Source organism: Amycolatopsis rifamycinica (assembly GCF_000695625.1).
Lineage (GTDB): Bacteria > Actinomycetota > Actinomycetes > Mycobacteriales > Pseudonocardiaceae > Amycolatopsis > Amycolatopsis rifamycinica.
Window position 1 is genome coordinate 48,240 of record NZ_JMQI01000035.1, and the last position, 14,684, is coordinate 62,923.

The 14,684-nt window shown below is 72.6% G+C and carries 12 protein-coding genes; 11 read left to right on the top strand and 1 reads right to left on the bottom strand.

Features of this window, described 5'->3' with window-relative positions; translation table 11 throughout:
• The first annotated feature begins 101 nt into the window (after positions 1-101).
• Positions 102-1,157 carry a C40 family peptidase gene (locus DV20_RS17640; RefSeq protein WP_235190864.1) on the top strand — a complete coding sequence of 352 codons (1,056 nt, stop codon included), beginning with the start codon at positions 102-104 and terminating at the stop codon, positions 1,155-1,157.
• Positions 1,158-1,238: 81 nt separating this feature from the next.
• A complete protein-coding gene (locus tag DV20_RS17645; RefSeq protein WP_200876452.1) occupies positions 1,239-2,396 on the top strand; it encodes a glycosyltransferase family 4 protein in 1,158 nt (385 codons plus the stop codon).
• A 13-nt stretch (positions 2,397-2,409) separates the two neighbouring features.
• On the opposite strand, the gene DV20_RS17650 is transcribed toward DV20_RS17645, so the two are convergent.
• Complete coding sequence (locus tag DV20_RS17650) at positions 2,410-3,024, bottom strand: nucleoside/nucleotide kinase family protein (protein WP_043781567.1); 615 nt, start codon at positions 3,022-3,024, stop codon at positions 2,410-2,412.
• Between the two features lie 63 nt (positions 3,025-3,087).
• Here DV20_RS17650 and DV20_RS17655 point away from each other — a divergent pair, with 63 nt between their 5' ends.
• The 9 genes from DV20_RS17655 to bsaP all read left to right on the top strand — a co-directional run bounded on the left by DV20_RS17655 (position 3,088) and on the right by bsaP (position 14,589).
• The gene (locus DV20_RS17655; protein ID WP_200876453.1) at positions 3,088-3,501 is read left to right on the top strand and encodes an SRPBCC family protein; all 414 of its coding nucleotides are present in this window, start codon (positions 3,088-3,090) and stop codon (positions 3,499-3,501) included.
• A 22-nt stretch (positions 3,502-3,523) separates the two neighbouring features.
• Positions 3,524-4,735: a cytochrome P450 family protein gene (locus DV20_RS17660; protein ID WP_043781572.1), complete on the top strand. Its 1,212-nt coding sequence runs from the start codon at positions 3,524-3,526 to the stop codon at positions 4,733-4,735.
• A gap of 71 nt (positions 4,736-4,806) precedes the next feature.
• Positions 4,807-6,087, top strand: coding sequence for an adenosylmethionine--8-amino-7-oxononanoate transaminase (locus DV20_RS17665; protein ID WP_043781573.1), 1,281 nt, complete (start codon positions 4,807-4,809; stop codon positions 6,085-6,087).
• A 208-nt stretch (positions 6,088-6,295) separates the two neighbouring features.
• On the top strand, positions 6,296-8,530 hold the full coding sequence (locus tag DV20_RS17670) for a bifunctional SulP family inorganic anion transporter/carbonic anhydrase (RefSeq protein WP_043781576.1): 2,235 nt from the start codon (positions 6,296-6,298) through the stop codon (positions 8,528-8,530).
• 223 nt (positions 8,531-8,753) lie between these two features.
• Entirely contained in the window at positions 8,754-10,928 is a 2,175-nt protein-coding gene (locus DV20_RS17675; protein ID WP_043781578.1) for a SulP family inorganic anion transporter, read from the top strand.
• Between the two features lie 107 nt (positions 10,929-11,035).
• Positions 11,036-12,475, top strand: a complete 1,440-nt coding sequence (locus DV20_RS17680; protein WP_043781579.1) for an alpha/beta hydrolase — start codon at positions 11,036-11,038, stop codon at positions 12,473-12,475.
• A 49-nt stretch (positions 12,476-12,524) separates the two neighbouring features.
• On the top strand, positions 12,525-13,244 hold the full coding sequence (gene bioD, locus DV20_RS17685) for a dethiobiotin synthase (protein WP_200876457.1): 720 nt from the start codon (positions 12,525-12,527) through the stop codon (positions 13,242-13,244).
• Between the two features lie 162 nt (positions 13,245-13,406).
• The gene (gene bioB / locus DV20_RS17690) at positions 13,407-14,396 is read left to right on the top strand and encodes a biotin synthase BioB (protein WP_043781581.1); all 990 of its coding nucleotides are present in this window, start codon (positions 13,407-13,409) and stop codon (positions 14,394-14,396) included.
• Positions 14,383-14,589: a biotin synthase auxiliary protein BsaP gene (bsaP, locus tag DV20_RS44055; RefSeq protein ID WP_084093532.1), complete on the top strand. Its 207-nt coding sequence runs from the start codon at positions 14,383-14,385 to the stop codon at positions 14,587-14,589. Before bioB ends, bsaP begins: the two co-directional genes overlap by 14 nt.
• The last annotated feature ends 95 nt before the right edge of the window (positions 14,590-14,684 follow it).

Sequence of the window (14,684 nt, forward strand, 5' to 3'; positions counted from 1 at the left end):
TTCGAGCGAGTGGCGGCGGGACAGCGGTGAAGAGGAATCCCCGACCTCTTCGTGCCCCGGTCCCCGTCGGCGGCCGAGACGCAAAGGAGACCCGCGCGACCGTGCAGTCGCATTCCCTCAGGCGCGTGGTTTCAGGTGCCCTCGCGGCGGCCTCGGTGATCACTCTCGTCACCGTGGCCCAACCGATGGCCACCGCCGCCCCCGTCCCCGTGCTCCAGACCCCACCCACCGGCTCCGACGCCCTCGCCAAGTACCGCGACCTCGCGGCCCAGGCCGAGAAGCTCAACGAAGACCTGCTGTCGGCCAAGGACGACCTGAAGAAGAAGCAGGGCGAGCTCGACAAGGCCAACGCCGACGTCACCGCGGCCAAGCAGCAGGCCGTCCAGGCGTCCGAGAGCCAGAAGAAGTACCAGACCGAGGTCGACAAGTTCGCCGGTGCGTCGTTCACCAGCGGTGTGCAGCTGAACAAGCTGTCGGCGCTGCTGGCGGGCACGTCCACCCAGGACTTCCTCGACCGCTCCGCGGCGCTCGAGGTGCTCGCGACCGGCAAGAACGCCGCGATGGGCAACCTCACCGGCGCCGTCCGCCAGGCCACCGACGCGGCCGCCAAGGCCAGCGACGCCGCGAAGCGCGCGCAGGACGCGCGGGACGCCGCGGCCAAGCTGACCCAGGACATCGAGGCCAAGCAGAAGACGCTGCAGGACCAGATCGACCAGCTCGAGGCGGCCAACAAGAACCTCAGCACGTCGGACAAGGCGGCCCAGAAGGACCGTGGCGGGGCCGCGCCCACCAACATCAAGGCCCCGACCGCGGCCGCCCAGGCGGCGGTCAACGCCGCGCTGAGCAAGCTCGGCAGCCCGTACGTGTACGGCGCCACCGGCCCGAGCAACTTCGACTGTTCGGGACTGACGTCGTGGGCGTACCGGCAGGCCGGGCTGACCATCCCGCGGACCAGCCGCGAGCAGTCGACCTTCGGCACCGCGGTGCCGCGGGACCAGCTCCAGCCGGGCGACCTCGTGTTCTTCTACTCGCCGGTTTCGCACGTCGGCATGTACATCGGCGACGGCAAGATGGTGCACGCGCCCGACACCGGTGACGTCGTGAAGATCTCGCCGCTGCAGAGCCAGTACTCGGGAGCGCGCCGCCCGACGGCGTGACCCACGGGCAGTGAACCCCCGGAGGGGCGGTACCGCACACGCGGTGCCGCCCCTCCGTCGTGGCTGGCTAGCCTTTGGGGCGTGCTCAAGACCCTGCTCGTGACCAACGACTTCCCACCCCGGCCCGGGGGGATCCAGAACTACCTGAACTCCCTCGCCACCCGGCTGCCGGCGGACGACCTGGTCGTCTACGCGCCTTCGTGGGAGTCGCGGACCGGGTCGCACGAGGAGTTCGACGCCGAGGCGCCGTTCGAGGTCGTCCGGCACCCGACGTCGCTGATGCTGCCGACGCCGGACGTGCTCCGCCGGGCGAAGCAGATCATGCGCGCGCGGGACTGCGAAGCCGTCTGGTTCGGGGCGGCGGCGCCGCTCGCGTTGCTGGGACACCCGCTGCGGCGGGCCGGGGCGCGCCGCGTCGTCGCGTCGACGCACGGGCACGAGGTCGGCTGGTCGATGCTCCCGGCCTCGCGGCAGGCGCTGCGGCGCATCGGCGACACCACCGACGTCGTCACCTACGTCAGCCGGTACACCCGAAGCCGGTTCGCCGCGGCTTTCGGGGCCATGGCCGGGCTGGAGCTGCTGCCGTCCGGGGTCGACACCGGGGTGTACCGGCCCGATCCGGCCGGGCGCGCGGAGATCCGCGCCCGGCACGGCCTCGGCGACCGGCCGACCGTCGTCTGCGTGTCGCGGCTGGTCCCGCGCAAGGGCCAGGACCAGCTGATCCGTGCCCTGCCGTCGATCCGCGAGCGCGTCCCGGACGCGGCGCTGCTGATCGTGGGCGGCGGCCCGTACCGCAAGAAGCTCTCCGAACTGGTCACCGGGCTGGGCCTGGAGCGCGACGTCGTGCTCACCGGGTCGGTGCCGTGGGCCGAGCTGCCGGCGCACTACGCCGCGGGCGACGTCTTCGCGATGCCCGCGCGCACGCGCGGCAAGGGCCTCGACGTCGAAGGGCTCGGCATCGTCTACCTGGAAGCCTCGGCGACCGGGCTGCCGGTCGTCGCCGGCAACTCCGGCGGGGCGCCCGAGACGGTGCTGGACGAGGTCACCGGGCACGTCGTCGAGGGCCGGGACGTCGGCCAGCTGAGCGAGACCCTGGCCAGCCTGCTGGCCGACCCGGTGCGCGCGCGCCGGATGGGCGAGGCCGGGCGGGCGTGGGTGACGGCGAACTGGCGCTGGGACGTCATGGCGGACCGGCTGTCCGGCCTGCTGGACGGCGATCCGGTGGCCGTCGTCCGCTGAGGCAGGTCGTCCGCTAAGGCAGGTACAGCGCCGGGTGCCGGGGATCGTCGACGCGCACGACGACGTCGGCGAGCGAACCGGGGTCCACCTCCTCCTCGTAGCGCTCGTAGGCCGGCACCGCCCAGGCGTCCGGCACGCGGCGGCGCAGGGCGGCGGGGGAGAGCCACAGGTGCACGGCCAGGTCGAAGGCCAGCCCGGCGCCGAGGAGCAGCTCGCCGTCGAGGAGCACGACCGCGCCTTCGGGCAGCGGCACCCGCTCGGCGCGGGTCGCGCGGTCGCGTTCGGCGTCCCACAGCGACGGCAGGACTTCGCCGGAACCCTTCAGCGGCTCCAGGACTTCGCGGCGGAGGGCGCCGAGGTCGAGCCAATCGGTGTAGCGGGCGTCGGGGTTCGTGCGGCCGTGCTCGAAGCGCAGCGACGCGGGGCGCAGGAAGTCGCGGGCCGACACGCGCAGGGTCGCGCGGCCGCGCAGGCGCAGCGGATCGACCAGGGCGTCGGCGAGTTGCGCGGTCTCGGTCGCGCCCGCCGCGCCGTCGACGGCCACCGCGAGCCGCGGCCCGCCGAGCGCGTCGATGCGGTCGGTGAGTTCGCCGGCGAGGACGGCGGGGGAGATCGGGCGGTAGCGCACGGGTTCCCATCCTCCACCCAGGCCGCCCGCCGGTTTTGTCGTACCCGGTGCGAGGATGAGGACATGACTTCTTCAGTGGGGAAGACGGCCGATGTGGGGTGGAACATCGGCGTTTCGCGCACCTTGCCGTACCCCGCCGGGGCGGTGTGGGACTTCCTGGTCAGCCGGGACGGCGTCGCGATCTGGCTCGGCCCCGGTGTCGAGCTGCCCCGGGAAGCGGGCGCGGAGTACGAAACCGAGAACGGCACGGTCGGCGAGATCCGCAGCTTCGTCGACGGCGACCGGGTGCGGCTCACCTGGCGGCCGAGCGACTGGGACCACGACTCCACCGTGCAGGTGCGGCTGAGCGGCTCGGGGGCGAAGACGACGCTGAGGTTCCACCAAGAAAGGCTTGCGGGCGCGGAAGAACGCGAGGAACAGCGGGCATACTGGCAGGACGTGACCGAGCGCGTCGTGGCGGCACTCGCCGAACGCTGACGCGGTGAGTTTGGGGGCTGACGTGACCAGCGACGAAATCCTCGAGGTGGCGGACGACTTCGCCCAGGACGCGCACCTGTTCGCGGAAATGCTGCGCGGGAGCGGCTCCGTGCGCCGGGTACGGCTGCCACCGCGGGGCCTGCCGTGCTACCTGGTCACCGGGTTCGCGGAGGCGCGGGCGCTGCTGGCCGATCCGCGGCTGCTGAAGAACAGCGTGGGCATCCGCGAACTGTTCGAGGCGAAGCTGCCGCCGGAGGCCCGGATGACCGCCTTCGGGGCGGACCTCAGCCAGCACATGCTCAACTCCGACCCGCCGGACCACACGCGGCTGCGAAAACTGGTGAACAAGGCGTTCACCGCGCGCACGGTGGCCCGGCTGCGGCCGCGGGTCGAGGAGATCACCGCGCAGCTGCTCGATGCGCTGGCCGGGAGGGAGCGGGTCGACCTGGTGGCGTCGTTCGCCGCGCCGCTGCCGATCACGGTGATCTGCGAGCTGCTCGGGGTGCGCGAAGAAGACCGCACGGAGTTTTCCGGCTGGTCCAAGACGCTGCTGAGCGCGGCGGCGCGCCCGGAGGAGATGCAGGCCGCGGCGGGGAGCATGTTCGCCTACCTGACCGGCCTGATCGCCCAGAAGCGCGCCGAGCCGGCCGAGGACCTGCTGTCGGACCTGGTGCACGCGAGCGACGACGGCGATTCGCTGTCCGAGCCCGAACTCGTGTCGATGGCGTTCCTGCTGCTGGTGGCGGGCCACGAGACGACGGTCAACCTGATCGCCAACGGCGTGCTGGCCCTGCTGCGCGAGCCGGAGCAGCTGGCCCGCCTGCGCGCGGAGCCGGAGCTGCTGCCGGGCGCGGTGGAGGAGTTCCTGCGCTTCGACGGCCCGATCCACCTGGCGACGCTGCGGTTCACGGCCGAGCCGGTGGAAGTGGGCGGCACGACGATCCCGGAGGGCGAGTTCGTCCTGGTTTCCCTGCTGGGCGCGAACCGCGACGCGGAGCGGTACCCGGAGCCGGACAAGCTGGACATCACGCGCGCGGCCGGCGGGCACCTGGCGTTCGGGCACGGGATCCACTACTGCGTGGGCGCGCCCCTGGCCCGGCTCGAGGCGGAGATCGCACTGGGCGGGTTGCTGGAACGGTTCCCGGACATCGCGTTGGACGCCAAGCCCGACGAGCTGGTGTACCGGCCGAGCTCGCTGGTCCACGGCTTGGAGACGCTGCCGGTCCGGTTGTGAGGCCGATGCGACGTCGGAGGCGACCCCCACGCCCTCGGTAAAGGGTCCCGAAAGTGTCGTAGGGTCGGCGGATGGACTCCGCCGACCTGCTCGCCCTCGACGCCCGGCACGTCTGGCACCCCTACGCCCCCATGCCGGCCAAGGTGCCTTCGCTGCTGGTCACCGAAGCCAGTGGCGTCCGGCTGACGCTCGCCGACGGGCGGGAGCTCGTCGATGGCATGTCCTCGTGGTGGTCGGCCATTCACGGCTACCGGCACCCCGTGCTCGACGCCGCCCTCGCCGAGCAGGCCGGGCGGATGAGCCACGTCATGTTCGGGGGCCTCACCCACGAACCCGCCATCACCCTCGCCAAGACCCTCGTCGACCTCAGTCCCGAGGAGCTCGAACACGTCTTCCTCTGCGACTCCGGCTCCGTCTCGGTCGAAGTCGCCGCGAAGATGTGCCTGCAGTACCAGCGTTCTCGCGGGCGGACCGGCAAACAGAAGCTGCTCACCTGGCGGGGTGGCTACCACGGGGACACCTTCACCCCGATGAGCGTCTGCGACCCCGACGGCGGCATGCACTCGCTGTGGCGCGGTGTCCTGCCCGAACAGGTCTTCGTGCCCGCGCCGCCGTCCGGTTTCGACACCCCGCCCGATCCGTCCTATGTGGACATATTGGCCGCTGGGATCGAGCGGCACCGGGACGAACTCGCCGCCGTGATCGTCGAACCCGTCGTGCAGGGGGCCGGGGGGATGCGGTTCCACCACCCCGCCTACCTGCGGGCCCTGCGGGAGCTCACCGCGGCGCACGACGTGCTCCTCGTCTTCGACGAGATCGCCACCGGCTTCGGCCGCACCGGTGCGCTGTTCGCCGCCGAGCACGCGGGGGTCACGCCGGATGTCCTGTGCGTCGGCAAGGCGCTCACCGGGGGCTACCTCAGCATGGCCGCCGCCCTGTGCACGCCGGAGGTCGCCGCCGGGATCGCGCGCGGCGAACTGCCCGTTCTCGCGCACGGTCCCACCTTCATGGGCAACCCGCTCGCCTCCGCCGTCGCCAACGCCTCGCTCGGCCTGCTCGCCGGCGGCCGGTGGCGCGACGACGTCACCCGGATCGAGAAGGCCCTGCTCGACGGGCTGGCCCCGGCGCGCGATCTGCCCGCGGTCACCGATGTGCGGGTGCTGGGCGGGATCGGCGTGCTGCAGCTCGACCACCCCGTCGACATGGCCGTCGCCACCGAGGTCGTCACCGCGCACGGCGCCTGGCTGCGGCCGTTCCGCGACCTCGTGTACGCCATGCCGCCCTACGTTTCGACTGACGACGACCTCGCCGTGGTCACCCGGGCGATGCTCGCGGCCGCCGAAAAGGCCTGAATTCAGCACATCGGGTGTGACCACCGGCACACCGAGACCCGAAGATGCCTCATCGTCGCGCTGTGTGGCCGGGCAAGATCCAAACCACGCGAACGGCGGAGGTGGTAAGTGTGACGACCCGGCGTCCGCCGGTCCATGCTGTACCCGGGCGAACGCGAGAAATGCTTGCGTAGCGGACTTTTCGCGCGGTTTCGGCGATCCTGCCCCCATGATCGAGATCGTTCGTGGCGAACACGACACCGGACCCCCGAAGCCCGCCGTCCCGCACCTGGAGAACCTCAAGCACGATTTCCTGGCGTCGATCGTCGTCTTCCTCGTCGCCGTCCCCCTGTCCCTCGGCGTGGCCTTCGCCGCCGGGGCGCCGCTGCTCTCCGGCCTGATCTCCGCCGTCGTCGGCGGGCTGGTCGCGAGTCTCTTCGGCGGATCGCCGCTGCAGGTCAGCGGCCCGTCCGCCGCCCTCACCATGGTGGTGGCCGACACGATCGCCACCCACGGCTGGCGCGCCACCTGCGCGATCACCGTCGCCGCGGGCCTGCTCCAGATCCTCTTCGGCCTCACCAGGGCCGCCCGCGCCGCGCTCGCCGTGTCACCGGCGATCGTGCACGGCCTGCTCGCCGGCATCGGCGTCACGCTCGTGCTGGGCCAGCTGCACGTCGTCCTCGGCGGCTCGGCACAGGGTTCCGCACCGGCCAACGTCCTGGCGCTGCCCGGGCAGGTCGCCGCGCACCACGACCAAGCCGTGCTGGTCGGCATCGTCACCCTCGGCGTCCTGCTGGCCTGGCCGCGGCTGCCGAAAGCCGTCCGCCGGGTGCCCGCGCCCCTGGCCGCCGTCACGCTGGCCACCGGCCTGTCCGTCCTGACCGGCATGAACCTGCCGCGCGTCGACCTCCCGGCCGGGCTGCCCGCCCTGCACATCGTGCCGCAGCTGCCCGGCGGCGGCTGGGGCAGCTTCGCCACCGCCGCGGTCACCATCGCGCTCATCGCCGGCCTGGAGAGCCTGCTGTCCGCCGTCTCGGTGGACAAGCGCCGCGGCGGCCCGCGCAGCGACCTCGACCGCGAACTCGTCGGGCAGGGCGCGGCGAACGTCGCCGCCGGCGCGCTCGGCGGGTTCCCGGTCACCGGCGTCATCGTGCGCAGCATGACCAACTACGAAGCCGGCGCGCGCACCCGGGCGTCGGCGATGCTGCACTGCGCCTGGATCCTCGCCGCCTGCCTGCTGCTCACCGGCGTGCTGCGGCTGATCCCGCTGGCGGCGCTGGCCGCGCTGCTGGTGTACGTCGGGACGAAGCTGGTCAACCTCCCGGCGCTCAAGGAGGTCCGGCGCCACGGCGACCTGCCGGTGTACGCCGTCACCCTGGCCGGCGCCGTGGCCGTCAACCTGCTCACCGGTGTCGCGGCGGGGGTCCTGTTCGCGCTCGCGCTGATGCTGCGGCGCATGATCTTTTCCGGGATCCACGTCGAGCGGGACGGCGACCGCCACCGCGTCGTCATCGAAGGCGCGCTGACGTTCCTGTCCGTGCCGCGGCTGACCCGCGTGCTCGCCGAAGTGCCACCGCACGCCGAGGTCACCCTCGAACTGCACGTCGACTTCCTCGACCACGCCGCGTTCGACTGCCTGCGCGGCTGGCAGCAGGCGCACGCGGGGTGCGTCACGGTCGACGAGATCGGGCACCCGTGGTTCGCCCGCGGCCGCTCGGGGAAGCCGACCGTGCGCCGCAGCGTCGCCGCGCGCGTCGTGCCGCGGTGGCTCGCGCCGTGGTCGCAGTGGCAGGCCGAGCACGTCGTGCTGCCCGCCCAGCGCACCGCCAGCTCGCTGTTGTGCCGCGGTGCTTCGGAGTTCCAGCGCCGCACCGCGCCCCTGCTGCGCGAGACGTGGGACGGGCTGGCGCACGGCCAGCAGCCGCACACGCTGTTCATCACCTGCGGCGACGCGCGGATCGTGCCGAACCTGATCACCACCAGCGGACCGGGCGACCTGTTCACCGTGCGGAACATCGGCAACCTCGTGCCCCCGGCCGGCGGCACCGACTCCTCGGTCGGCGCGGCGATCGAGTACGCCGTCGGCGTGCTCGAGGTCGCCGAGATCGTGGTGTGCGGGCATTCCGGCTGCGGCGCGATGAAGGCGCTGCTCGGCCAGGCGCCGGACGGGCTCGACCAGCTCGGCAGCTGGCTGCGCCACGGCGAAGCGACGCTCCGGCGCCGCAGCCGCGAGGCACCCCTGCTGCTCGGCGGCGAGCGGCCCGCCGCGGAGGCCGACCAGCTCGCGCTGCAGAACGTCGTGCAGCAGCTGGAGATCCTGCGCGGTTACCCGGTGGTGGCGGCGGCCCTGGAGCGGGGTGCGCTGCGGCTGACCGGGATGTACTTCGACGTCGGCGCCGCGCAAGTGTCCCTTTTGGACGAAGGCGCGCGCCGGTTCGTCCCCGCGGGGGCGCTGGAACACTGAATCGCGAAGGCCGCTTCCGGGCACCCGTGCTCCGGAGGCGGCCTTCGCCGTACCCGCGGCGAAAACCGTTGTATGGCCCCGAATTTATCTGTCGCGTGACAGAAATTGGCGAGTTACCAGGGTGTTAACGCAATGTCCGATTTGTGACAAAAGGGTGAAATATCGCCAGTTGTTCACTCGAATGGGTGGAACATAGCGGACATTTCACTCGATTTCCGGTTGCATGGCGATCATGAGACCCCTCGCCGTGCTCCGCCACGACCTGCCGGCCTCACTGGTCGTCTTCCTCGTAGCCGTTCCCCTGTCCCTGGGCATCGCCCTCGCTTCGGGCGCCCCGGTCGCCGCCGGGCTGGTGGCCGCCGTCGTCGGCGGCATCGTCGCCGGCGCGCTCGGCGGCTCCGCGCTGCAAGTGAGCGGGCCCGCCGCCGGCCTGACCGTGGTCATGGCCGAAACCATCCAGACGTTCGGGTGGGCCGTCACCTGCGCGATCACCGTCGCCGCCGGCGCGTGCCAGATCCTGCTGGGGCTGAGCCGCATCGCGCGCGCGGCGCTGGCCATCTCGCCGGCGATCGTGCACGGCATGCTGGCCGGTATCGGCGTCACGATCGTGCTCGGCCAGCTGCACGTCATCCTCGGCGGCAAAGCCCAGAGCTCGGCCGTGGAGAACGTCGCCGAGCTGCCCGCCCAGATCGTCGCCCACCACGACGCCGCGACCATCGTCGGCCTGATCACCATCGCCATCCTGCTCGTCTGGCCGAAGCTGCCGTCCGCCGTCCGCAAGGTGCCGGGGCCGCTCGCCGCGATCGCGGTGGCCACGGTGGTGTCGGTCGCTTTCGGGATGACGCTCCCGCGCGTCGACCTGCCCGGCGACCTGCTGAACATCCACCTCGTCCCGCAGCTGCCGGACGGCTGGGGCGGGTTCGCCCTCGCCGTGGTGACGATCGCGCTGATCGCCAGCGTGGAGAGCCTGCTCTCGGCGGTCGCGGTCGACCGGATGCACACCGGGCCGCGCGCCAACCTCGACCGTGAGCTGGTCGGCCAGGGCACCGCCAACATGATCTCCGGCGCGCTGGGCGGGTTGCCCGTCACCGGCGTCATCGTCCGCAGCTCCACCAACGTCGCCTCCGGCGCGAAGACCCGCGTCTCGGCGGTGCTGCACGGCGTCTGGGTGCTGCTGTTCGTCGTCCTGCTCGCCGGGCTGATCGAAAGCATCCCGCTGGCCGCGCTGGCCGGGCTGCTGGTGCACGTCGGCGCGAAGCTGGTCAACCCCGGGCACATGAAGACCGTGCTCGCGCACGGCGACCTGCCGGTGTACCTGCTCACCCTCGGCGGGGTCGTCGTCTTCGACCTGCTCACCGGCGTGCTGGCCGGCATCGGGCTGGCGGTGGTGCTGATGCTGCGCCGCACGGTCTGGTCGGGCATCCACATCGAAAGGGAAAGCACCGGGCGCGAGGGCGACAACTGGCGCGTCGTCGTCGAAGGCGTCCTGACGTTCCTGTCGGTGCCGCGGCTGTCGAAGGTGCTCGGGAGCATCCCGGGCGGGGTGACCGTGCGGCTGGAGCTGGTCGTCGACTACCTCGACCACGCCGCGTTCGAAAGCCTGCACACCTGGCAGCAGGCGCACGAGCGCGCCGGCGGCACGGTGGAGGTCGACGAGGTCGGCCACCCGTGGTTCGGCGAAGGCAAGGCGGGCCGCCCGACGCGGTCCCGGCTCGCCGCGAGCCGGGCGGTGCCGCGCTGGCTGGCCCCGTGGTCGGAGTGGCAGGCGGCGGAAGGGGTCGACATCCCGGCCCAGCAGACCCGCCGCGGGGCCACGGAGTTCCACCGCCGGGCCGCGCCGCTGCTCAAGGACACGCTTTCCGGGCTCGCGGACGGCCAGCGGCCGCGCACGCTGTTCATCACGTGCGGCGATTCTCGCATCGTGCCCAATCTCATCACCACGAGCGGCCCCGGAGACCTCTTCACCATCCGCAACATCGGGAACCTCGTCCCGCCCGGGCAAGCCGACCCGTCGATGAACGCGTCGATCGAGTTCGCGGTCGGCGTGCTCGGGGTGTCGGAGATCGTCGTCTGCGGGCATTCCTCCTGTGGCGCAATGAAAGCCGTCACCGACGGTGCGCCGAACGGGCCGCTGGGCGACTGGCTGCGGCACGTCGGGCCGAGCACGCGGCGGTCCGGCGCGCTCACCGTCGACGGCGTCCGGCCCGCTCGCGACGCCGACCGGCTGGCCCTGCACAACGTTCTGCAACAGCTCGCGCACCTGCGGGAGTATCCGCTGGTCGCGGCGGCCGAGACGGCCGGGAAACTCCAGCTGACCGGCATGTACTTCGACGTCGGGGCGGCGAGCGTGCACCTACTCGACGGGGAGGCGCGCACGTTCGTCGCCGCCGGGCAGTAGCCCGAACGGCGGTTCCCGGGTCCGGCCCGGCATGCGAGTCTCCGGCGTTCACGCGGCACACGGGATGCGGCCCGCGCGCCGTCGCGCCGAAGGGGGATGGCCAGTCCATGTCGCATTCCAGACGTTTCCGGGTGCTCGCCGTGGCCGTGCTGGCCGCGGCCACCGCGTTTCCCGCCGTGCCGGCCGTCGCCTCGACGGCCGGCACGGCACTCACGTGGCAGCCCTGCGCCGGCGTGCCCGAGCCGGACCAGGGGCTGCAGTGCACGACGATGAGCGCGCCGCTGGACTACGCCCGGCCGTCGGGGGAGAAGGTCACCCTCGCGTTCTCCCGGCTGCCGTCCGCCGATCCGGCCAAGCGCCGCGGCGTGCTCGTCCTGAACCCGGGATCGCAGGGCGACTCCCAGCTCGCCCTGCCGCTGCAGCTGCTGGCCCTGGGCCTGCCACAGGCCGTGCGGGACACCTACGACCTGATCGCCTTCGACCCGCGCGGGGCGGGCAACAGCACCCGGGTGACGTGCGACCTGCCCGTGACGTTCATGATCCCGCCCGCCTACGCCGTGACGGACGCGGGCGTCGACACCCAGGCCGCGGTGGCCCGCCAGAACGCCGAGGGCTGCGCGGCCGCGCCGTCGGCCCCGCTGCTGCCGCACATCACCGTCCGGAACGTCGCGCGTGACCTCGACGGGATCCGGGCGGCCCTCGGCGAACGGCGGATCTCCTTCCTCGGCTACTCGTTCGGGGCCTTCCTCGGCGCGACCTACGCGACGATGTACCCGCACCGCACCGATCGGGTGGTGCTGGACAGCTCGACCGGGCCGGGCGGCCTCGACTACACCTGGTCGCGCCGGTTCGCTTCGGGCTTCGAGAAGCACTTCCCCGACTTCGCCGCCTGGGCCGCCGCCCAGGACGCGACCTACGGCCTCGGCAGCACGCCGGAAGCGGTGAAGGCCAAGTACTTCGCGCTCGCCGCGAAGCTCGACCAGACGCCGGTCGAGACCGTCGACGGCGCCACCTTCCGCTGGATCAACGAGGCCCTCACCCAGTCGGACGCGACCTTCCCGCTGCTCGCCCAGGTCTGGCAGCAGGCCGGCAACGGCACCATCGCGCGGCCGCCGCTGCCGCCCGGGTTCGACTTCTCCGGGCTGCTGGCGATCGTCTGCAACATGGACGGCTGGCCGAAAGACGTCGAGGTCTACCGGCACGCGGTGGCCGAGGACCGGGCCCGCTACCCGATGCTGGGCGCGGCCGCGGCGAACGTCTGGGCCTGCGCGTTCTGGCCGGCGCAGAAGACCGAGCCGCAGGTGCGCATCACCGACCGCGGCCCGTCGAACATCCTCATGGTGCAGAACCTGCGCGACAACGGCACCGACTACCCGGGCGGCGTCGAAATGCGCGCGGCGCTGGGGCACCGGGCCGAGCTGCTGACGGTCGACCAGGGCGGGCACCGCGCCTACCTGTTCGGCACCAACGCCTGCGCGAACGCCGCGGTGGCCCGCTACCTCGCCGAGGGGGTGCGCCCGGCCGGGGACGCGTTCTGCCCGGCCTGACCCGGTCGTCGCCCGTCAGCCGGGGTCACTATCTTGATTGGTCGTGACGATGCTGGTGATGACGGGGACCGGGACCGGGGTCGGCAAGACGATCACCACGGCGGCGATCGCGGCCCTGGCGGTGGCCGGCGGGCAGCGGGCGGCGGTGCTGAAACCGGCCCAGACCGGTGTCCGCCCCGATGAGCCCGGTGACCTGCAGGACGTCGTCCGGCTCGCCGGGCCCGAGGTGACGACGCGCGAGCTGCGCCGGTACCCGGACCCGTTGTCGCCGGAGGCCGCGGCCCGCCGCAGCGGCCTCCCGGCGCTCGACCCCGGCGAGATCGCCCAGGCCGCGTCGGACCTGGACACCGGGCACGACCTCACCCTGATCGAAGGCGCGGGCGGGCTGCTGGTGCGCTTCAACGGCACCGGCGCCAGCCTCGCCGACGTCGCCTGGTCGCTCGGGTCGCTCGTCATCATCGTGGCCGAAGCCGGCCTCGGGACGCTCAACGCCACCGCGCTCACCGCCGAGGTCGCCACCAGGCGCGGGCTCACCGTCGCCGGGGTGATCATCGGCGCGTGGCCCGCCGAACCGGACCTCGCGGCGCTGTCCAACCTCGAAGACCTGCCGGTCGCGGCCGGGGCCCCGCTGCTCGGCGTGCTCCCCGCGGACATCGGCCAGTCCTCCCGCGAGGACTTCCTGGCCGCGGCCCGGGCGGGGCTCTCGCCGTGGTTCGGCGGCGAATTCGACCCGGAACTCTTCGCGGGATGGGCGTCGGCCGGGAAGTGACCTGCGTCGCTGTCCCCTCGACGCGGCTTCGTGCACGATGAGGGACGCTTGCCGCACCACCTCGACCAAGGAGCCGCCGTGACCGCAGTCCCCGACACAGACGTCAGTGACAGCCGGGCCTCCGCCCCGGGGCGGGGGCTCCGCCCGGAGCCCCCGGAAGACGTGCTCGCCCTCGCGCGCGAACAGGTCCTCGAAACCGGCGCCGGCCTCGAGGAGCAGCAGGTCCTCGACGTGCTGCGGCTGCCCGACGAGCGGCTGCCCGACCTGCTCGCCCTCGCCCACGAGGTGCGGATGCGCTGGTGCGGCCCCGAGGTCGAGGTCGAGGGCATCATCAGCCTCAAGACCGGCGGCTGCCCCGAGGACTGCCACTTCTGCTCCCAGTCCGGCCGCTTCCCGACACCGGTGCGCTCGGCGTGGCTCGACATCCCGAACCTGGTCAAGGCCGCCCGGCAGACCGCCGAAACCGGCGCGACGGAGTTCTGCATCGTCGCCGCCGTCCGCGGTCCGGACAAGCGGCTGCTCTCGCAGGTCCGCGAGGGCGTCAAGGCCATCCGCGAGGACGGCAACGACATCCAGATCGCCTGCTCGCTGGGCATGCTGACGCAGGAGCAGGTCGACGAGCTCGTCGACATGGGCGTCCACCGCTACAACCACAACCTCGAGACCGCGCGCTCGCACTTCCCGTCGGTGGTCACGACGCACACGTGGGAGGAGCGCTGGGACACCCTGCGCATGGTCGCCGACGCGGGCATGGAGGTCTGCTGCGGCGGCATCATCGGCATGGGGGAGACGGTCGAGCAGCGCGCGGAGTTCGCCGTGCAGCTGGCCGAGCTGAACCCGCACGAGGTGCCGATGAACTTCCTGATCCCGCAGCCCGGCACGCCGTACGAGCACTACGAGATCGTCGAGGGCAAGGACGCGCTGCGGACGGTCGCGGCGTTCCGGCTCGCGATGCCGCGCACGATGCTGCGCTTCGCCGGCGGCCGCGAGCTGACCCTGGGCGACCTCGGCGCGGAGCAGGGCATGCTCGGCGGGATCAACGCGATCATCGTCGGCAACTACCTGACCAACCTGGGCCGCCCGGCTTCGGCGGACCTGGAGATGCTGGACGAGCTCAAGATGCCCATCAAGGCCCTCAGTGACAGCCTCTGACGCACCCGCCTTTTGCGTCCACTGTGGACAAGCGGCGCCGGGTGGTGCGGACCACCCGGCGTGCCACAACCCCCGGACGGCGCTGGAGCCGCCGCGGTACTGCACGTTCTGCGCGCGCCGGCTGGTGGTCCAGGTCAGCCCGCTCGGCTGGACCGCCCGCTGCAGCCGGCACGGCGACACGGCGAGCGGCTGAGGGGTCGACGAACCGGATCGTTCGTCGCGGCTCTGCCGGGGCGCCGGGGACACGGGCGCCGGTTGCCGCCCGGCCCGCGTCGACCGGTTACGCTC

Excerpts from the sequence above, each read along its gene's own strand:
- DV20_RS17655 (WP_200876453.1), top strand. The coding sequence starts at position 3,088 with ATGACTTCTTCAGTGGGGAAGACGGCCGATGTGGGGTGGAACATCGGC.
- DV20_RS17665 (WP_043781573.1), top strand. The coding sequence starts at position 4,807 with ATGGACTCCGCCGACCTGCTCGCCCTCGACGCCCGGCACGTCTGGCAC.
- DV20_RS17670 (WP_043781576.1), top strand. The coding sequence starts at position 6,296 with ATGATCGAGATCGTTCGTGGCGAACACGACACCGGACCCCCGAAGCCC.
- DV20_RS17675 (WP_043781578.1), top strand. The coding sequence starts at position 8,754 with ATGGCGATCATGAGACCCCTCGCCGTGCTCCGCCACGACCTGCCGGCC.
- DV20_RS17680 (WP_043781579.1), top strand. The coding sequence starts at position 11,036 with ATGTCGCATTCCAGACGTTTCCGGGTGCTCGCCGTGGCCGTGCTGGCC.
- bioD (WP_200876457.1), top strand. The coding sequence starts at position 12,525 with ATGCTGGTGATGACGGGGACCGGGACCGGGGTCGGCAAGACGATCACC.